Origin of the sequence: Halomonas cerina (assembly GCF_014192215.1) — a bacterium.
Lineage (GTDB): Bacteria > Pseudomonadota > Gammaproteobacteria > Pseudomonadales > Halomonadaceae > Halomonas > Halomonas cerina.
Genome location: NZ_JACHXP010000004.1, coordinates 257789 through 271304 on the forward strand (window position 1 = coordinate 257789; position 13516 = coordinate 271304).

The 13516-nt window shown below is 67.1% G+C and carries 13 protein-coding genes; 9 read left to right on the top strand and 4 right to left on the bottom strand.

The annotated features are described in order from the left end of the window. Positions 1-38 precede the first annotated feature (38 nt). Both FHR94_RS05950 and FHR94_RS05955 read left to right on the top strand, forming a co-directional pair. Positions 39-860, top strand: a complete 822-nt coding sequence (locus tag FHR94_RS05950; RefSeq protein WP_183324708.1) for an IclR family transcriptional regulator — start codon at positions 39-41, stop codon at positions 858-860. Positions 861-1002: 142 nt separating this feature from the next. Then, positions 1003-2136: an aminotransferase class V-fold PLP-dependent enzyme gene (locus FHR94_RS05955; protein ID WP_183324709.1), complete on the top strand. Its 1134-nt coding sequence runs from the start codon at positions 1003-1005 to the stop codon at positions 2134-2136. A 93-nt stretch (positions 2137-2229) separates the two neighbouring features. Here the strand turns inward: FHR94_RS05955 and FHR94_RS05960 are convergent, their stop codons facing one another. Then, positions 2230-2913 carry a CBS domain-containing protein gene (locus FHR94_RS05960; protein ID WP_183324710.1) on the bottom strand — a complete coding sequence of 228 codons (684 nt, stop codon included), beginning with the start codon at positions 2911-2913 and terminating at the stop codon, positions 2230-2232. 464 nt (positions 2914-3377) lie between these two features. Between FHR94_RS05960 and FHR94_RS05965 the strand changes: the two genes are divergently transcribed. The 7 genes from FHR94_RS05965 (at position 3378) to FHR94_RS05995 (ending at position 10081) form a co-directional block, all read left to right on the top strand. Continuing rightward, complete coding sequence (locus FHR94_RS05965) at positions 3378-4652, top strand: NupC/NupG family nucleoside CNT transporter (RefSeq protein WP_183324711.1); 1275 nt, start codon at positions 3378-3380, stop codon at positions 4650-4652. Positions 4653-4720: 68 nt separating this feature from the next. Next, complete coding sequence (gene deoC / locus FHR94_RS05970; RefSeq protein WP_183324712.1) at positions 4721-5512, top strand: deoxyribose-phosphate aldolase; 792 nt, start codon at positions 4721-4723, stop codon at positions 5510-5512. Further along, positions 5512-6852 carry a thymidine phosphorylase gene (gene deoA / locus FHR94_RS05975; RefSeq protein WP_183324713.1) on the top strand — a complete coding sequence of 447 codons (1341 nt, stop codon included), beginning with the start codon at positions 5512-5514 and terminating at the stop codon, positions 6850-6852. The genes deoC and deoA overlap by 1 nt, the downstream gene beginning before the upstream one ends. After that, entirely contained in the window at positions 6849-8120 is a 1272-nt protein-coding gene (locus FHR94_RS05980; RefSeq protein WP_183324714.1) for a phosphopentomutase, read from the top strand. Before deoA ends, FHR94_RS05980 begins: the two co-directional genes overlap by 4 nt. Then, a complete protein-coding gene (deoD, locus tag FHR94_RS05985; protein WP_183324715.1) occupies positions 8120-8854 on the top strand; it encodes a purine-nucleoside phosphorylase in 735 nt (244 codons plus the stop codon). Before FHR94_RS05980 ends, deoD begins: the two co-directional genes overlap by 1 nt. After that, a complete protein-coding gene (cdd, locus tag FHR94_RS05990; RefSeq protein WP_183324716.1) occupies positions 8851-9291 on the top strand; it encodes a cytidine deaminase in 441 nt (146 codons plus the stop codon). Before deoD ends, cdd begins: the two co-directional genes overlap by 4 nt. Before the next feature lie 49 nt (positions 9292-9340). After that, positions 9341-10081, top strand: a complete 741-nt coding sequence (locus FHR94_RS05995) for a dienelactone hydrolase family protein (RefSeq protein ID WP_183324717.1) — start codon at positions 9341-9343, stop codon at positions 10079-10081. Between the two features lie 87 nt (positions 10082-10168). Here the strand turns inward: FHR94_RS05995 and FHR94_RS06000 are convergent, their stop codons facing one another. The 3 genes from FHR94_RS06000 to FHR94_RS06010 form a co-directional block, all read right to left on the bottom strand. Then, entirely contained in the window at positions 10169-11425 is a 1257-nt protein-coding gene (locus tag FHR94_RS06000; RefSeq protein WP_183324718.1) for an MFS transporter, read from the bottom strand. 38 nt (positions 11426-11463) lie between these two features. Continuing rightward, a complete protein-coding gene (locus FHR94_RS06005; RefSeq protein ID WP_343064636.1) occupies positions 11464-12876 on the bottom strand; it encodes a hemolysin family protein in 1413 nt (470 codons plus the stop codon). A 157-nt stretch (positions 12877-13033) separates the two neighbouring features. Beyond that, positions 13034-13402 carry a glutaredoxin family protein gene (locus tag FHR94_RS06010; RefSeq protein WP_183324720.1) on the bottom strand — a complete coding sequence of 123 codons (369 nt, stop codon included), beginning with the start codon at positions 13400-13402 and terminating at the stop codon, positions 13034-13036. Between the last annotated feature and the right edge of the window lie 114 nt (positions 13403-13516).

A 13516-nucleotide genomic window follows, 5' to 3' on the forward strand; every position in this document is an offset into this window, starting at 1 on the left:
AGGAATAAATTACCTTGTCGGCAAAGGGAGAGCTGACCATGACCACCCATCGAACCGATATGAGCCGCCTCGAGGGCGATACACCGGCCCAGCGCCTGCTGGCCCTCTTGGAGGTCATCGCGGGGAAGGACCAATTCTTCACGCTGCAGAGCATGGTCGACGAGACCGGCCTGCCCAAGCCCACTCTGCATCGCATGCTCCAGCAACTCGAGTCATCGGGCATGCTGCAACGTGAGGCCGATGGTCGGCACTACAGCAAGGGCAGCCGCTTGCGGCGGCTGGCCGAAACCCTGCTGCTCAATGACACGGTCCAGGGTGCCCGGCATGCCGTGCTGACCGAACTGGTCGATGAGGTCGGAGAGAGCTGCAATATCACGGCGCTCTCCGGTGGCGAGGTGCTGTATCTCGACCGGGTGGAGACCTCGGCTCCCCTGCGCTTCTATCTGCACCCCGGCTCGCGGGTCCCGATGCATTGCTCGGCCAGCGGCAAGCTGTTCCTCGCTCAGATGGCGCCCGCTCAACGCCGGCGCCTGCTGGACCAGATGCCGCTGCAGGGCTTCACCCACAATACCCTCACCGACCCGGAGGCCCTCGAGGCCGAGATCGAGACCGTGCGTCGTCAAGGATATGCCTTCGATGACGAGGAATTCCTGCCGGGGCTGCTGTGCATCGCGGTGCTGGCGCCCAATCCGGAGGGTCCGTCGAACACCGGCCTGGCCATTCAAGCCCCCGTGATGCGCATGACCCGCGACAAGGCACTGGCCTGCCTGCCGGCGTTGCAACGGGCCGCCGAGGCCATCGCCACCATCAACCGAGAAGCCCTGCCGGACACCGCGGATCTCGCCTCGGCGAATCGCTAGGACGCTATTGCGGTGAGGAGGACGGGTGGCGATCGTGCGCCGTGGCGGCTAGGGCGGGTGCCGCTCCCCCTGGCTTGGGGGTCGGATTCCGCATATCCTCTGAGCCATACGTGATGGCCTGCACCATAACAGGGAGACCCCAATGGCCGGACTGCTACCCGATGTCGACCCCGATGGACTGCTCGAGTACTCGGTGGTCTATACCGACCGCGCGTTGAATCACATGTCGAAGAGCTTTCAGGGCGTGATGCGCGACATCTCGGCCACGCTCAAGCGGGTCTATCGAGCTCACTCGACGGTGATCCTGCCCGGTAGCGGGACCTTCGGCATGGAGGCGGTGGCCCGCCAGTTCGCCACCGACCGTCGCTGCCTGGTGATCCGCAACGGCTGGTTCAGCTATCGCTGGAGCCAGATCCTCGAGATGGGCAAGATTCCTGCCGAACTCAACGTACTCAAGGCGCGCCGGCTGGATGACGACGACCCCACCTCCCCCTTCTCCCCGCCCCCCCTGGACGACGTGCTCGATGCGATCCGCGACCAGAAGCCCGACATCGTCTTCGCGCCCCACGTAGAGACCGCCTCGGGCATACTGCTGCCCGATGACTACCTGCGCCGCATCGCCGATGCCATCCACCAGGAAGGCGGGCTCCTCGTGCTGGACGGTATCGCCTCCGGGACCCTGTGGGTCGATATGCAAGACCTAGGGATCGATGTGCTCGTCAGCGCACCCCAGAAGGGCTGGAGCAGTTCCCCCTGCTGCGGCCTGGTGATGCTCTCGCGCCTGGCCCGGGAAATCATCGACGAGACCACCAGTACCAGCTTCGCCTGTGACCTGAAGAAGTGGCTGTCGATCATGGAGACCTACGAGGGCGGCGGCCATGCCTACCACGCCACCCTGCCTACCGACGGCCTGCGTCGGCTGCGCGACATCATGACCGAGACCGAGGCCTACGGCATCGACAAGGTCCGTGACGAGCAGCTGGCCTTGGGCCGACGCATCCGCGAGATGCTCGCCGAGCACGGCTTTAAAAGCGTGGCGGCACCGGGCTTTGAAGCCCCGGGGGTGGTGGTCTGCTACACCGACGATCACAACATCGTCGCCAAGTTCGCCAAGGCCGGCGTCCAGATTGCCGCGGGCGTGCCACTGAGGTGCGACGAGGGGGATCACTACCAGGCCTTCCGCGTCGGCCTGTTCGGCCTGGACAAGCTGCACCACCTCGAGCGCAGCCTGGCCAACCTGGAGGGCGCTCTCAAGCAGGTGGAGACGGCCCGGTAGCTCCCCGCCTTCCTCGAACGCCAGCGGGACGGTCCATGACCGTCCCGCTGGCGTTTCGTAGGCGCCAAGCGGCAAGGAGACGCGTCGCGTCGGTCACACCCCGCCCATGCCGCGTGGCAAGAAGCCCAGGTTGTTCTCCACTGACGTCACGCCGGGTGTGTTCTCGGCGGCGACCTGCACGGCCAGGCGCTGCTCCTTGCTGTCCACCAGGCCCCACAGCTGCACCTGGCCATCGGCGACGATGATATTGAGGCGGTCGATCATCACGTCGGTGTTGTCATCGACCTCCTTGAGGATGGCATCGCGGATTTCGCGATCATCCCGCGTGGCGGCCGGCGCCGAGTCGGCAACCGAGAAGCCGCGCAGCAGGTTGGAACGGCTGACGATACCCACCAGGCGCCCGTCGCGGACCACGGGTACCCGCTTGATGCGACGTTTCTCGAGCTGGGAGGCGATCTGGTGCAAAGGCTCGTCCTCGCTCACGGTAAGCGGATCCGGGGTCATGATCTCGCGGGCCTTGCGGCCATGGCTCTTGACATAGTCGACGGCGCTATGGCCGGAGAAAAGCCTCAGCCACCAGGAGCGAGGCTCGCCGTTATCACTCTCGACGCGGCGCATCAGGTCGCCCTCGCTGACGATGCCCAGCACTCGGTTATCGGCATCGACGACCGGCACCGCACTGATGCCATGCTCGACCAGTAGGCTGGCTATCTCACGCACCTCGCTATCGGGCGTGACGGTGATCACATTGGGGGTCATGACGTCGGCGGCACGCATGGCAGGGTCTCCTCGGCTTTGGCGGGATCGGGCAGTCGCTGGACCGCCTTGTCGCGAACGCGTTTATTGACAGGATAGCAAGGCTGGCCGGCGTCGGCCTTGATCCGGGACAGCTTCTTTCCCTGGAATGCCTCACGGCTGCGCCAGATGCCCGTCGGTGATTAGCTCGTCGATCTCTTCCAAGGCGGCAAAGCGGGCTGGGCGGATGACAAAAAGGAAGGAGGCCCCTGCCGGCCTCGACACGCATGGCCTACCCTGTGAAACTCAGCCCGCCGTAGCGTTATTAACCCGACACGCATGTTTGCCAGGTTAATAATGGCACCGGTAAGTGCCGTCGCGGTTCGACAGAGCGGCGCGAGTCCGTGTAACACTCGCAAATTCTCGCCGCTACGCTAGGGGTGCGCGGGCGATAGGCACATAGGGCAGGACGATCTACTTGAATGTCGATTTAATTAGGAGTTCCCATGACGCTCATCATGAGCCTGGTCGGGATGATGACCCTGTTCGCCATCGCCCTGCTCTTCTCGACCGACCGTCGTGCGATCCGCCTGCGTACCGTGGGCGGCGCCTTCGCCATCCAGGCCGGTCTCGGGGCCTTCGTCCTCTATGTGCCCGCCGGCCAGGCGGTGCTCAAGACCGTCTCCGACGCCGTCAGCCAGGTGGTGCTCTATGCCAACGACGGCATCGATTTCCTGTTCGGCGGCCTGGCCAACGTCGAGTCCGTGGGCTTCGTGTTCGCCATCAAGGTGCTGCCGGTGATCATCTTCTTCTCGTCTCTGACCGCCGTGCTCTACTACCTCGGCATCATGCAATGGGTGATCCGGCTGCTCGGCGGTGCCCTGCAGAAGGCGCTGGGCACCTCACGCACCGAGTCGCTCTCGGCCACCGCCAACATCTTCGTCGGCCAGACCGAGGCCCCGCTGGTGGTGCGCCCCTTCATCGCCCGCATGACACCCTCGCAGCTGTTCGCGGTGATGTGCGGCGGCCTGGCCTCGGTAGCCGGCTCGGTGCTGGCTGGCTATGCGGCCCTGGGCATCCCCATGGAGTACCTGGTGGCGGCCTCCTTCATGGCCGCCCCGGGCGGACTGCTGTTCGCCAAGCTGCTGATGCCGGAGACCGCAACGCCGAACGACGATATGGACGAGGCCGAGGAGCGCCTCGACGCCGAGGAGCACCATCCCAGCAATGTGCTGGACGCCGCCGCTGCCGGGGCCTCCTCTGGCCTGCAGCTGGCCGCCAACGTCGGCGCCATGCTGCTGGCCTTCATCGGCCTAATCGCCCTGCTCAACGGCATCCTCGGGGGCCTCGGCGGCTGGGTCGGCCTGGAGTCGCTGAGCCTGGAGCTGATCCTGGGCTGGCTGTTCTCGCCGCTGGCCTTCCTGCTCGGCGTGCCCTGGGATGAAGCGACGCTCGCCGGCTCGTTCATCGGCCAGAAGCTGGTGGTCAACGAGTTCGTCGCCTACATCAACCTGTCCCCCTACCTCGACGGAGAGCAGATGGTCGCCGCCACCGGCGAGCCGATGTCGGCCCACACCGCGGCGGTCCTCTCGTTTGCCCTGTGCGGCTTCGCCAACCTGTCGTCCATCGCCATCCTGCTCGGCGGCCTCGGGAGCATCGCCCCCAGCCGGCGCCACGAGATCGCGCGGTTTGGCCTCAAGGCGGTGCTGGCCGGCACCCTCTCCAATCTGATGTCGGCCACCCTCGCCGGCTTCTTCCTGGCCCTCGCCGCCCTGGGCTGAATCCTATCCGTGTGCGGCCGTCATGCCCTGCCGCGCCCACCCTTCTCACCGACCCGATGGAACATGCCATGACCGCTTCCCCTTTCGACGACCTTCAGCATGCGGCCCATGAGGCCCTGACCCTGATGGACCTGACCAGTCTCAACGACGACGACACCGATGCCACCATCGAGGCGCTCTGCCAGCGAGCGAAGACGCCGGCCGGCACTCCGGCGGCACTCTGCGTCTACCCACGCTTCATCGTCACGGCCCGCCGTGCCCTGACCGCCCATCGCCTCAACGACAGCATAAAGATCGCCACGGTCACCAATTTTCCCCGCGGCAACGCCGATGTCATGGCCGCTGCCCGGGAGACCCGCGAGGCTGTGGCCTCCGGCGCCGACGAGGTCGACGTGGTCTTTCCCTGGCGCGCCCTGCGGGACGGCGACGAGGTCCTCGGCCGGGAACTGGTCGAGATGTGCAAGGCCGCCTGCGGCACCAAGACCCTCAAGGTGATCCTCGAGACCGGCGAGCTCAAGGACGCCACCCTGATTCGCCGCGCCAGCGAGCTGGCTATCGAGGGCGGCGCCGACTTCCTCAAGACCTCCACCGGCAAGGTCACCATCAACGCCACCCTGGAGGCGGCCGAGATCCTGATATCGGTGATCCGCGAGAGCGGTCGCGACGTGGGTTTCAAGGCCGCCGGTGGGGTGCGCAGTGCCGAGGACGCTCAAGCTTACCTGCAACTCGCCGAGCGACTCATGGGCCGCGACTGGATCACTCCGGCCCACTTCCGCTTCGGCGCCTCGGGACTACTCGACGACCTGCTGGTGACGTTGGAGATGGCGTCGGCACCGGACGGGGTCCCAAGAGACTACTGATGGCCGCCCAAGGCCTCCCCCAAGAGCTGATCCGCACCAAGCGCGACGGCCAGCGGCTGTCCCGCGAGGCGATCCGTGAGCTGGTGGCCGGCCTCACCGATGGCCGCCTCTCCGATGCCCAGGTCGGCGCCCTGGCCATGGCCATCTTCATCCGCGGCATGGACGCCGCCGAGACGGTAGTCCTGACCGAGGCCATACGCGACTCCGGCCAGGTGCTCGCCTGGGACGACCTCGACCTGCCCGGCCCGGTGCTCGACAAGCACTCCACCGGCGGTGTTGGCGACCTGGTCTCGCTGGTGCTAGGCCCCTGGGTCGCCGCCTGCGGCGGCCATGTCCCGATGATCTCCGGTCGCGGGCTGGGCCACACCGGCGGCACCCTGGACAAGCTGGAGGCGATCCCCGGCTACACGGTCACCCCCGATACGGTCATCTTCCGCCGCCTGGTCAAGGATGTCGGCGTGGCGATCATCGGCCAGACCGGCGCGCTGGCCCCGGCGGACAAGCGCCTCTACGCGGTACGCGACGTCACCGCCACCGTGGAGTCGCTGCCGCTGATCGTCGCCTCGATCCTTGGCAAGAAGCTCGCCTGCGGCCTCGACGCCCTGATCATGGACGTCAAGGTCGGCAGCGGCGCCTTGATGCCCACCCCCGAGGCATCCCAGGAACTGGCGGAAACGGTTGTCGAGGTGGCCAGTCGTGCGGGTACGCCAACTACGGCATTGCTCACCGACATGAGCCAGCCGCTGGCGCCCTGCGCCGGCAATGCCCTCGAGGTACGCGAGGCGCTGGCCGTGCTGACCGGCGAGAAGCGAGACGGCCGCCTGCTGGAAGTGACCCGCACCTTGGCGGCGGAGATGCTGCTGGCCGGCGGGCTGGCCCAAGACCGCGAGGCGGCCCTGGCGCGCCTCGATGCGCGCCTGGCCTCCGGCGAGGCCGCCGAGCGCTTCGCGCGCATGGTCGCCGGCCTCGGTGGCCCCGGTGACCTGCTGGAGCGAGACGACCGCCACCTACCTGCCGCCCCGGTGGTGCGCGAGGTTCGCGCCGAGCACGCCGGCTACCTGCGGGCCCTCGACACCCGGGCGCTGGGCCTGGCGGTGGTGGAACTCGGCGGCGGGCGCCGCGCCCCGGAAGACACCATCGACCCGGCGGTGGGCTTGACCGGCATCGCCGCGCTGGGCGAAGCGGTCCCGGCCGGCCAGCCGTTGGCCACCGTCCACGCCCGTAGCGAGGACGACGCCGAGCGAGCCGCACGCCGGGTGCGCGAGGCCGTCACCTTCAGCGAGGCCCCGGCCACGCCGCCTACACTAATACACGACGTCATTCGTGGGGAGGCTCCATGACACGCGCCCTCGTGCTCGTCCTCGACTCCTTCGGCATCGGCGCCACGCCCGATGCCGAGGCCTTCGGCGATGCCGGGGCCGACACCCTGGGCCATATCGCCGCGGCCTGCGCCCGGGGCGAATGCGACCTTCCACAGGGCCCCGAAGCCGGCCCGAGCGAGGGCCGAAAGGGGCCGCTTCACCTGCCAAACCTGGCCCGGCTGGGGCTCTTTCACGCCCACCACGAGAGCACCGGCGCGTGGGCCGAGGGCGTCGCGGTGCCCGCCATGGTGGTCGGTGCCTATGGCTACGCCCGGGAACTCTCCTCGGGCAAGGACACCCCCTCTGGCCACTGGGAGATCGCCGGAGTCCCGGTGCGCTTCGAGTGGGGCTACTTCCTGGAGCACGAGCACAGTTTCCCGAGCGAGCTGCTCGAGGCGCTGATCCGCGAGGCTGAGCTGCCCGGGGTGCTGGGCGACTGCCACGCCTCCGGCACCGAGATCATCGCCCGCCTCGGCGAGGCGCACCGGCGCACCGGCAAGCCCATTGTCTATACCTCGGCAGACTCCGTGTTCCAGATCGCCGCCCATGAGGAGGCCTTCGGGCTGGCGCGGCTCTACCACGTCTGCGGGATCGCCCGCCGACTGCTCGAGCCGTACAACATCGGCCGGGTGATCGCGCGGCCCTTCACCGGGGACGCCGCCGCGGGCTTCACTCGCACGGCCAACCGCCGCGACTACAGTGTCGAGCCGCCCTCGCCCACGGTGCTGCAGAAGCTCCATGACGATGGCGGCACGGTGGTAGCCATCGGCAAGATCGCCGATATCTACGCCCACTGTGGCATCAGCGAGACGCTCAAGGCCAGCAGCCACGACGCCCTCATGAACGTCACCCTGACCGCCCTGGACGAGGCCGGCGACCGGACGCTGGTGATGACCAACTTCGTCGACTTCGACATGGTCTATGGCCACCGCCGTGACGTGGCCGGCTACGCCGCCGCCCTGGAGGCCTTCGATGCTCGGCTCCCCGAGCTGCTCGAGCGCCTCGAAGACGATGACCTGCTGGTGATCACCGCCGACCACGGCTGCGACCCGACCTGGACCGGCAGCGACCATACTCGGGAACACATCCCGGTGCTGGCCGTGGGCGCCGGCCTCGCCCCGGGCTCGCTCGGTGCCCGCGCCAGCTTCGCCGACATCGGCCAGAGCCTGGCTCGCCACTTCGGTTTGCCGCCCATGGACGACGGTGAGAGCTTCCTCCCCGATCACCACCGCCAAGGAGCGCATTGATGGCCACCCCGCATATCGACGCCGAATACGGCGACTTCGCCGACACCGTGCTGATGCCTGGCGACCCGCTTCGCGCCAAGTACATCGCCGACACCTTCCTGAGCGATGTTCGCCAGGTAAACAGCGTACGCAACATGTACGGCTACACCGGCACCTACCAGGGTCGCGAGGTTTCGGTGATGGGCCACGGCATGGGCATTCCCTCGGTGTCGATCTACGCCAAGGAGCTGATCACCGATTATGACGTCAAGCGGCTGATCCGGGTCGGCTCCTGCGGCGCGGTGCGCGACGACGTGGCGGTGCGCGACGTGGTGATCGGCCTGGGCGCCTGCACCGATTCGGGGGTCAACCGCACCCGGTTCCGCGGCCACGACTTCGCCGCCATCGGCGACTTCGAGCTGACCCGCCATGCGGTGGACGCCGCTGCGGCCCAGGGCGTGCCGGTGAAGGTGGGCAACCTCTTCTCGGCGGACCTGTTCTACAACCCGGACACCGAACTGGTCGAGACTCTGCGCCGCTACGGCATCATCGGCGTGGAGATGGAGGCCGCCGGCCTCTACGGGGTGGCCGCCGAGTTCGGCGCCCGGGCTGCGACCATCTGCACGGTCTCCGACCACATCGTCAAGGGCGACTCGCTGTCCAGCGACGAGCGCGCCACCACCTTCGACGAGATGATGACCATCGCCCTGGACAGCGTGCTACGCGACGCTGCGGCCCAGGAGGCCAGCGCATGAGCGGCGAGATCGAGCGCGACTCCCTCCACCAGGACATCGTCGAGGCGCTGATCGAGGTGCGCGACCGCGCCTATGCGCCCTACTCCAACCACCCGGTGGGCGCCCTGGTGATCAGCGAGAGCGGCACCCGCCATGTTGGCGCCAACGTCGAGGTGGCCCACTACAAGGGACTGTGCGCCGAGGCCTCGGCCATCGCCGCGATGGCCAGCGCCGGCGAGCGCGAGCTGCGCGTGGTCTACGTGATCGGCCCCGACAAGCACCTGTGCACCCCCTGCGGCGACTGCCGTCAGCGCATCCGCGAGTTCGCCAGCCCCGAGACGTTGATTCGGGTGGTCGACGCCGAGGGCCGGCTGCTCAAGTGCTATACCATGGAGGAGCTGCTCCCCGACTCCTTCGGCCCCGAGAACCTCGGCCGCCCCCCGACCCTGGGCGACTAAGGTCCGCGGCGCCCCTCATCATCCGCCATCGACACCCCGGAGCCCCTTAATGTCTCGCGCCATCGACATTCCCGCCGCCGACGGCACCATCGACGCTCATATCTTCACGCCCGGCAGCGCCGGCGGCTCACTGCCGGCCGTGGTGCTGTTCACCGATATCGGCGGCCTACGCCCCTGCTACCATGAGAAAGCCCAGCAGATCGCCGACAACGGCTACGCCGTGTTGATGCCCAACGTCTACTACCGCGATGCGAGCGGCGCTGTCGTGCCCAAGGGCAAGTCCTTCCGCGATCCGGATGTGCGACCGACCCTGCTCGAGTATGCCGCCCACCTGACACCCGAGGCGCAGGCCCGCGATTTCGCCGCCCTCCTGGACTGCCTCGATAGCGAGGCCGAGTTCGCGGATGGCAAGATCGGCGTGGTCGGCTATTGCATGACCGGCGCCTTCGCGCTGCGCATGGCGGCCGAACACCCCGGCCGCGTGGCCGCCGCGGCCGGTTTTCACTCGGCCCGCCTGGCGCAGGCCGACGACCCCAACAGTTCCGTGCACTTGGTCGGCACCATCGAAGGGCGCGTCTATCTCGGCCACGCCGACAAGGATGAGCTGCTGCCCCCCGAGCAGATCGCCCGCCTGGACGAGGCGCTGGCCAGGGCCGGCGTGCACTTCACCACGGAGCTCTACCAGGGCGCGGCCCACGGCTTCACGGCCAAGGATGCCCCTTCCTACGATGCGGCCGCCGATGCCCTGCATCACAAGCGGCTCGCCATGCTCCTGGAGGAGACGCTGTAAATGCCCCGAGGCATGCGTCGTGTGATGTTAGGGCGAAATACGTTGCATGGCCCTGGCATCATCAGGTGTTGCGAGAGATAGCCTGCATCATGGCATGCCACCCGAGGCTACCTCATCATCGACGGCTCGCCTGGAGGCCCAAGCGAAGCCGAGTAGCCCCACGACCGGACCGGGAACCAGAAGCCAGGCGGCATTCAACCCCACGTGCTCGAACAGGGTAGTGGTGGCAGCGATCGAGACGACGGTGATGGCAAAGCCGATGGAGTTCTGCATGGCCAGCGCGGCACCCACCAGCTCCCGCGGGCAGGCGTGTGCCGCCAGGGCGGAAAATTGGGGCGAGTCCGCGATGACGGTCGCGCCCCACACCAGCAGGAGAAGGGCCAACACGATGGCCGGCAGCTCCTGCCAGGACAGGGCAAACACCAGGGCGCAGACGCCTGAGGCGGCCAGGGCGCCCAGCGCCACCTTGGCGCTGCCGATACGTCGCGACAGCCACCCGCCGACCACACAACCCAGGGCCCCGATCCCGATGATGCCGAACGCCATGCCGGAGACCCCGAGCATGGCATACTCGCTGGCCAGCACCGTATGCGACACCAGCAGCGGCACTACCGTCCAGAACGCGTACAGCTCCCACATGTGCCCGAAGTACCCCAGCGCGGCCGCCCGGAACCGGGGCACCCTGAATGCCTCCAGGACCGTGGCCCGTCGTTCCGTCTCGGTGAGTGATAGCGATTTCCTCTGGCGGGCATCCGGCAGGTGAGGCCCATCCCCCAGCCAGTGGATCAGCAGCGCCCCCAGCAGCGCGAGCACCGACGAAGCAGAAATGATGGCTTGCCAGGGAAGATCGGCCCCCATCTCGCGCAGCCCATGGGGCAGCGCCGTGCCCAGCGTCAGCATGGCGACCAGCTGGGCCAGCGCCTGGCCGGTACGCTCCGGCGCCCAGCTGACGATCAGCTTCATGCCCACCGGATAGATGCCCGCCAGCGACACGCCGACCAGAAAACGCAACAGCATGGCGCTGGCCAGCCCCTCGGACAGCCAGGCGAAGCCGGCATTGAACAGCCCACCGGCCACCGCGCTACAGACGAAGATCCGGCTGGCGCGGTAGCGATCCGCCAGGCCGCCGAGCGCCATGACCAGGGTGCCGAGGATGAAGCCGACCTGCACCGAGCTGGTCAGCCAGCCGATATCGCCGGCACTGATCTGCCAGGCGCTCATCAGGTCGTCCGCCGCGCTGTTGGTGCTGAACCAGAGCGAGGTGCCGAACAACTGGGCAATGGCAATGGTTGCCACGGGCCACACATGGCGCTTGGTATCTGTCTCGACGTTTCCCGATGTCATGGCGGTCCTCCGATTCGCTACGCCAGGTCTAAGCTTTGCTAACCGGTGGACATTCTCTGGACGAGCAGCTTGTCGATCCGTCGCCCATCCAGGTCGATGACCTCGATCCGCCAGTCGCCGACGATCACGTGCTGGCCCACCTTCGGCAGTTCCGCCGCCTGGTGGAGGACAAGGCCGGCCACGGTCGCATAGTCGGGAGTTTCCTTCAGCGTGAGGCCGATGTACTCGGCGAACTCGTCGATGGGCATCCAGCCGGCGACGAGCAACGAGCCGTCCGCACGTTCGACCAGCTTGGGCTCGTCCGCCTCCGCGTCATCGAATCCTCCTGTGATCGCACCGAGGATATCCATGGGGGTGATGATACCCTCGAAATGGCCGTACTCGTCATAGACGAGCAGCATCTGCGCGGGAGCCGCCTTGAGCTGCTCGATTACCTGCATTGCCGGCAGGGCATCGTGGACCACCGGGGCGGGTCGTGCGAGTGACCTGGGCTCAAAGCCTTCCTCTTCCACCTGCAGGAGGTCATGACTCTGCAGGATGCCGACAATGTCGTCCTGACCGCCATCACGCAGAGGTAGGCGTGACCGGCCAGAGACACGCAGTCGGGCGAGGATCTCGGCACGGGTGTCGCCGACGCCGGCGAGCTCGACCTCGTGCCGCGGGGTCATCAAGCCGCGCGCGTGGCGGTCGGCGATGCGCATGACGCCGGTGATCATCCGGGTTTCGCCCTTCTCGAGGGTGCCGGCGCCCTCCGCCTCCACGATGAGCATCCGGATCTCCTCGTCGCTGACGGTGGTTTCCCGCTTGCCCGAGTGTCCGAGCAGCCTGAGGACGAGCTTTCCTGACCAGACCAGAAGCCAGACGAGCGGCAGGGCGGCGCGGGAAAGCAGATGCATCGCCGGCGCCACACGAGAGGCCACGGTCTCCGGGTTGGCCAACGCGATCTGCTTGGGAACGAGTTCACCGATGATCAGTGAGAGGTAGGTGATCACAACCACGACGATACCGACCCCCAGCGGATCGGCAAGCCGTACCGGGACCCCAAGGTCCGGCAGTACGCCGGCAAGCCGAGCACCCAGCGTCGCCCCGGAGAAGGCACCAGCGAGTACGCCGACCAAGGTGATGCCGATCTGCACCGTCGAGAGAAACCGCCCCGGGTCCTCGGAAAGGGCGAGGGCGATCCTGGCGCCACGGGAGCCATCCGCGGCCCGCGTCTTGAGGCGCGTCGAGCGAGAAGAAACGATCGCCAGCTCCGACATGGCGAGCAGGCCGTTCAGCACGATCAGGGCCAGGACGATGAGGATTTCGAGGAGCATGAGAGTAGTAGCGTGACGGCAGTGGAGGGCTATCGGGAGAGTGCGCCACAAGGGTGGGGAAAACGCATATGAGCATGGCACACAACCGGGTCGCCGGCACGGGAAGCCTGCCATGGCCACCTTAGGGGCAGCCATTCACAAGCTGGTACACATCGCCTTTGGCGTCTTAAGGACGCTGACCCAATATCGGCCCTCAACTCACCGCATAAGGAGTGAAACCAGTTGAAAAAGACGGGATCTCGCTTCGCCTTGTCCCGGCGCCCACCATTGCTGGGATTTCGGAAATGAGCGCTTATTCACCGAAGCGCCCGCGGAGGTAGTCGATGATGGCCTGGGCGCCATAGAGCCAACGCTCATTGCCCTGCGCCTCGTGGATGTACAGGCAGGGAACTTCCAGCTTGCCGCCCTCCTCCTTCAGGACCCGGGTATGCTCGGGGTCGAGGCGTACGTCGCGGGTCTCGATCGTAAGCCCCAGCCGGGCGATCTCCCGCCTCACCTGGATGCAGTCGGGCTCGCTCCAGGCCTGATAGAGGGCCAGGGTCTCGCAGGCCTGATCCACCTCGGCCTGCTGCGCCTCGTCGCGCGAGACTTCCCGGCGGGTGCCGAGCTTGTTGGCTACCCATATAACCGGCGCCAGCAAGGTTCGAATGAGTGAACGCATCGTCATCCTCCCGCATTTACCATAGTGACCTCGCGACGGTCCGATACGTCGGGGCCTGCTGATGGAAAAACCCACCCTCGCTTCCACTGTGACTCTCACTCAGGCTGAAGGGAC

What these genes read in the sequence shown, in the direction of transcription:
- FHR94_RS05950 (WP_183324708.1), top strand. Translation starts at nt 39, where the DNA reads ATGACCACCCATCGAACCGATATGAGCCGCCTCGAGGGCGATACACCG.
- FHR94_RS05955 (WP_183324709.1), top strand. Translation starts at nt 1,003, where the DNA reads ATGGCCGGACTGCTACCCGATGTCGACCCCGATGGACTGCTCGAGTAC.
- FHR94_RS05960 (WP_183324710.1), bottom strand. Translation starts at nt 2,913, where the DNA reads ATGCGTGCCGCCGACGTCATGACCCCCAATGTGATCACCGTCACGCCC.
- FHR94_RS05965 (WP_183324711.1), top strand. Translation starts at nt 3,378, where the DNA reads ATGACGCTCATCATGAGCCTGGTCGGGATGATGACCCTGTTCGCCATC.
- deoC (WP_183324712.1), top strand. Translation starts at nt 4,721, where the DNA reads ATGACCGCTTCCCCTTTCGACGACCTTCAGCATGCGGCCCATGAGGCC.
- deoA (WP_183324713.1), top strand. Translation starts at nt 5,512, where the DNA reads ATGGCCGCCCAAGGCCTCCCCCAAGAGCTGATCCGCACCAAGCGCGAC.
- FHR94_RS05980 (WP_183324714.1), top strand. Translation starts at nt 6,849, where the DNA reads ATGACACGCGCCCTCGTGCTCGTCCTCGACTCCTTCGGCATCGGCGCC.
- deoD (WP_183324715.1), top strand. Translation starts at nt 8,120, where the DNA reads ATGGCCACCCCGCATATCGACGCCGAATACGGCGACTTCGCCGACACC.
- cdd (WP_183324716.1), top strand. Translation starts at nt 8,851, where the DNA reads ATGAGCGGCGAGATCGAGCGCGACTCCCTCCACCAGGACATCGTCGAG.
- FHR94_RS05995 (WP_183324717.1), top strand. Translation starts at nt 9,341, where the DNA reads ATGTCTCGCGCCATCGACATTCCCGCCGCCGACGGCACCATCGACGCT.
- FHR94_RS06000 (WP_183324718.1), bottom strand. Translation starts at nt 11,425, where the DNA reads ATGACATCGGGAAACGTCGAGACAGATACCAAGCGCCATGTGTGGCCC.
- FHR94_RS06005 (WP_343064636.1), bottom strand. Translation starts at nt 12,876, where the DNA reads ATGGCTGCCCCTAAGGTGGCCATGGCAGGCTTCCCGTGCCGGCGACCC.
- FHR94_RS06010 (WP_183324720.1), bottom strand. Translation starts at nt 13,402, where the DNA reads ATGCGTTCACTCATTCGAACCTTGCTGGCGCCGGTTATATGGGTAGCC.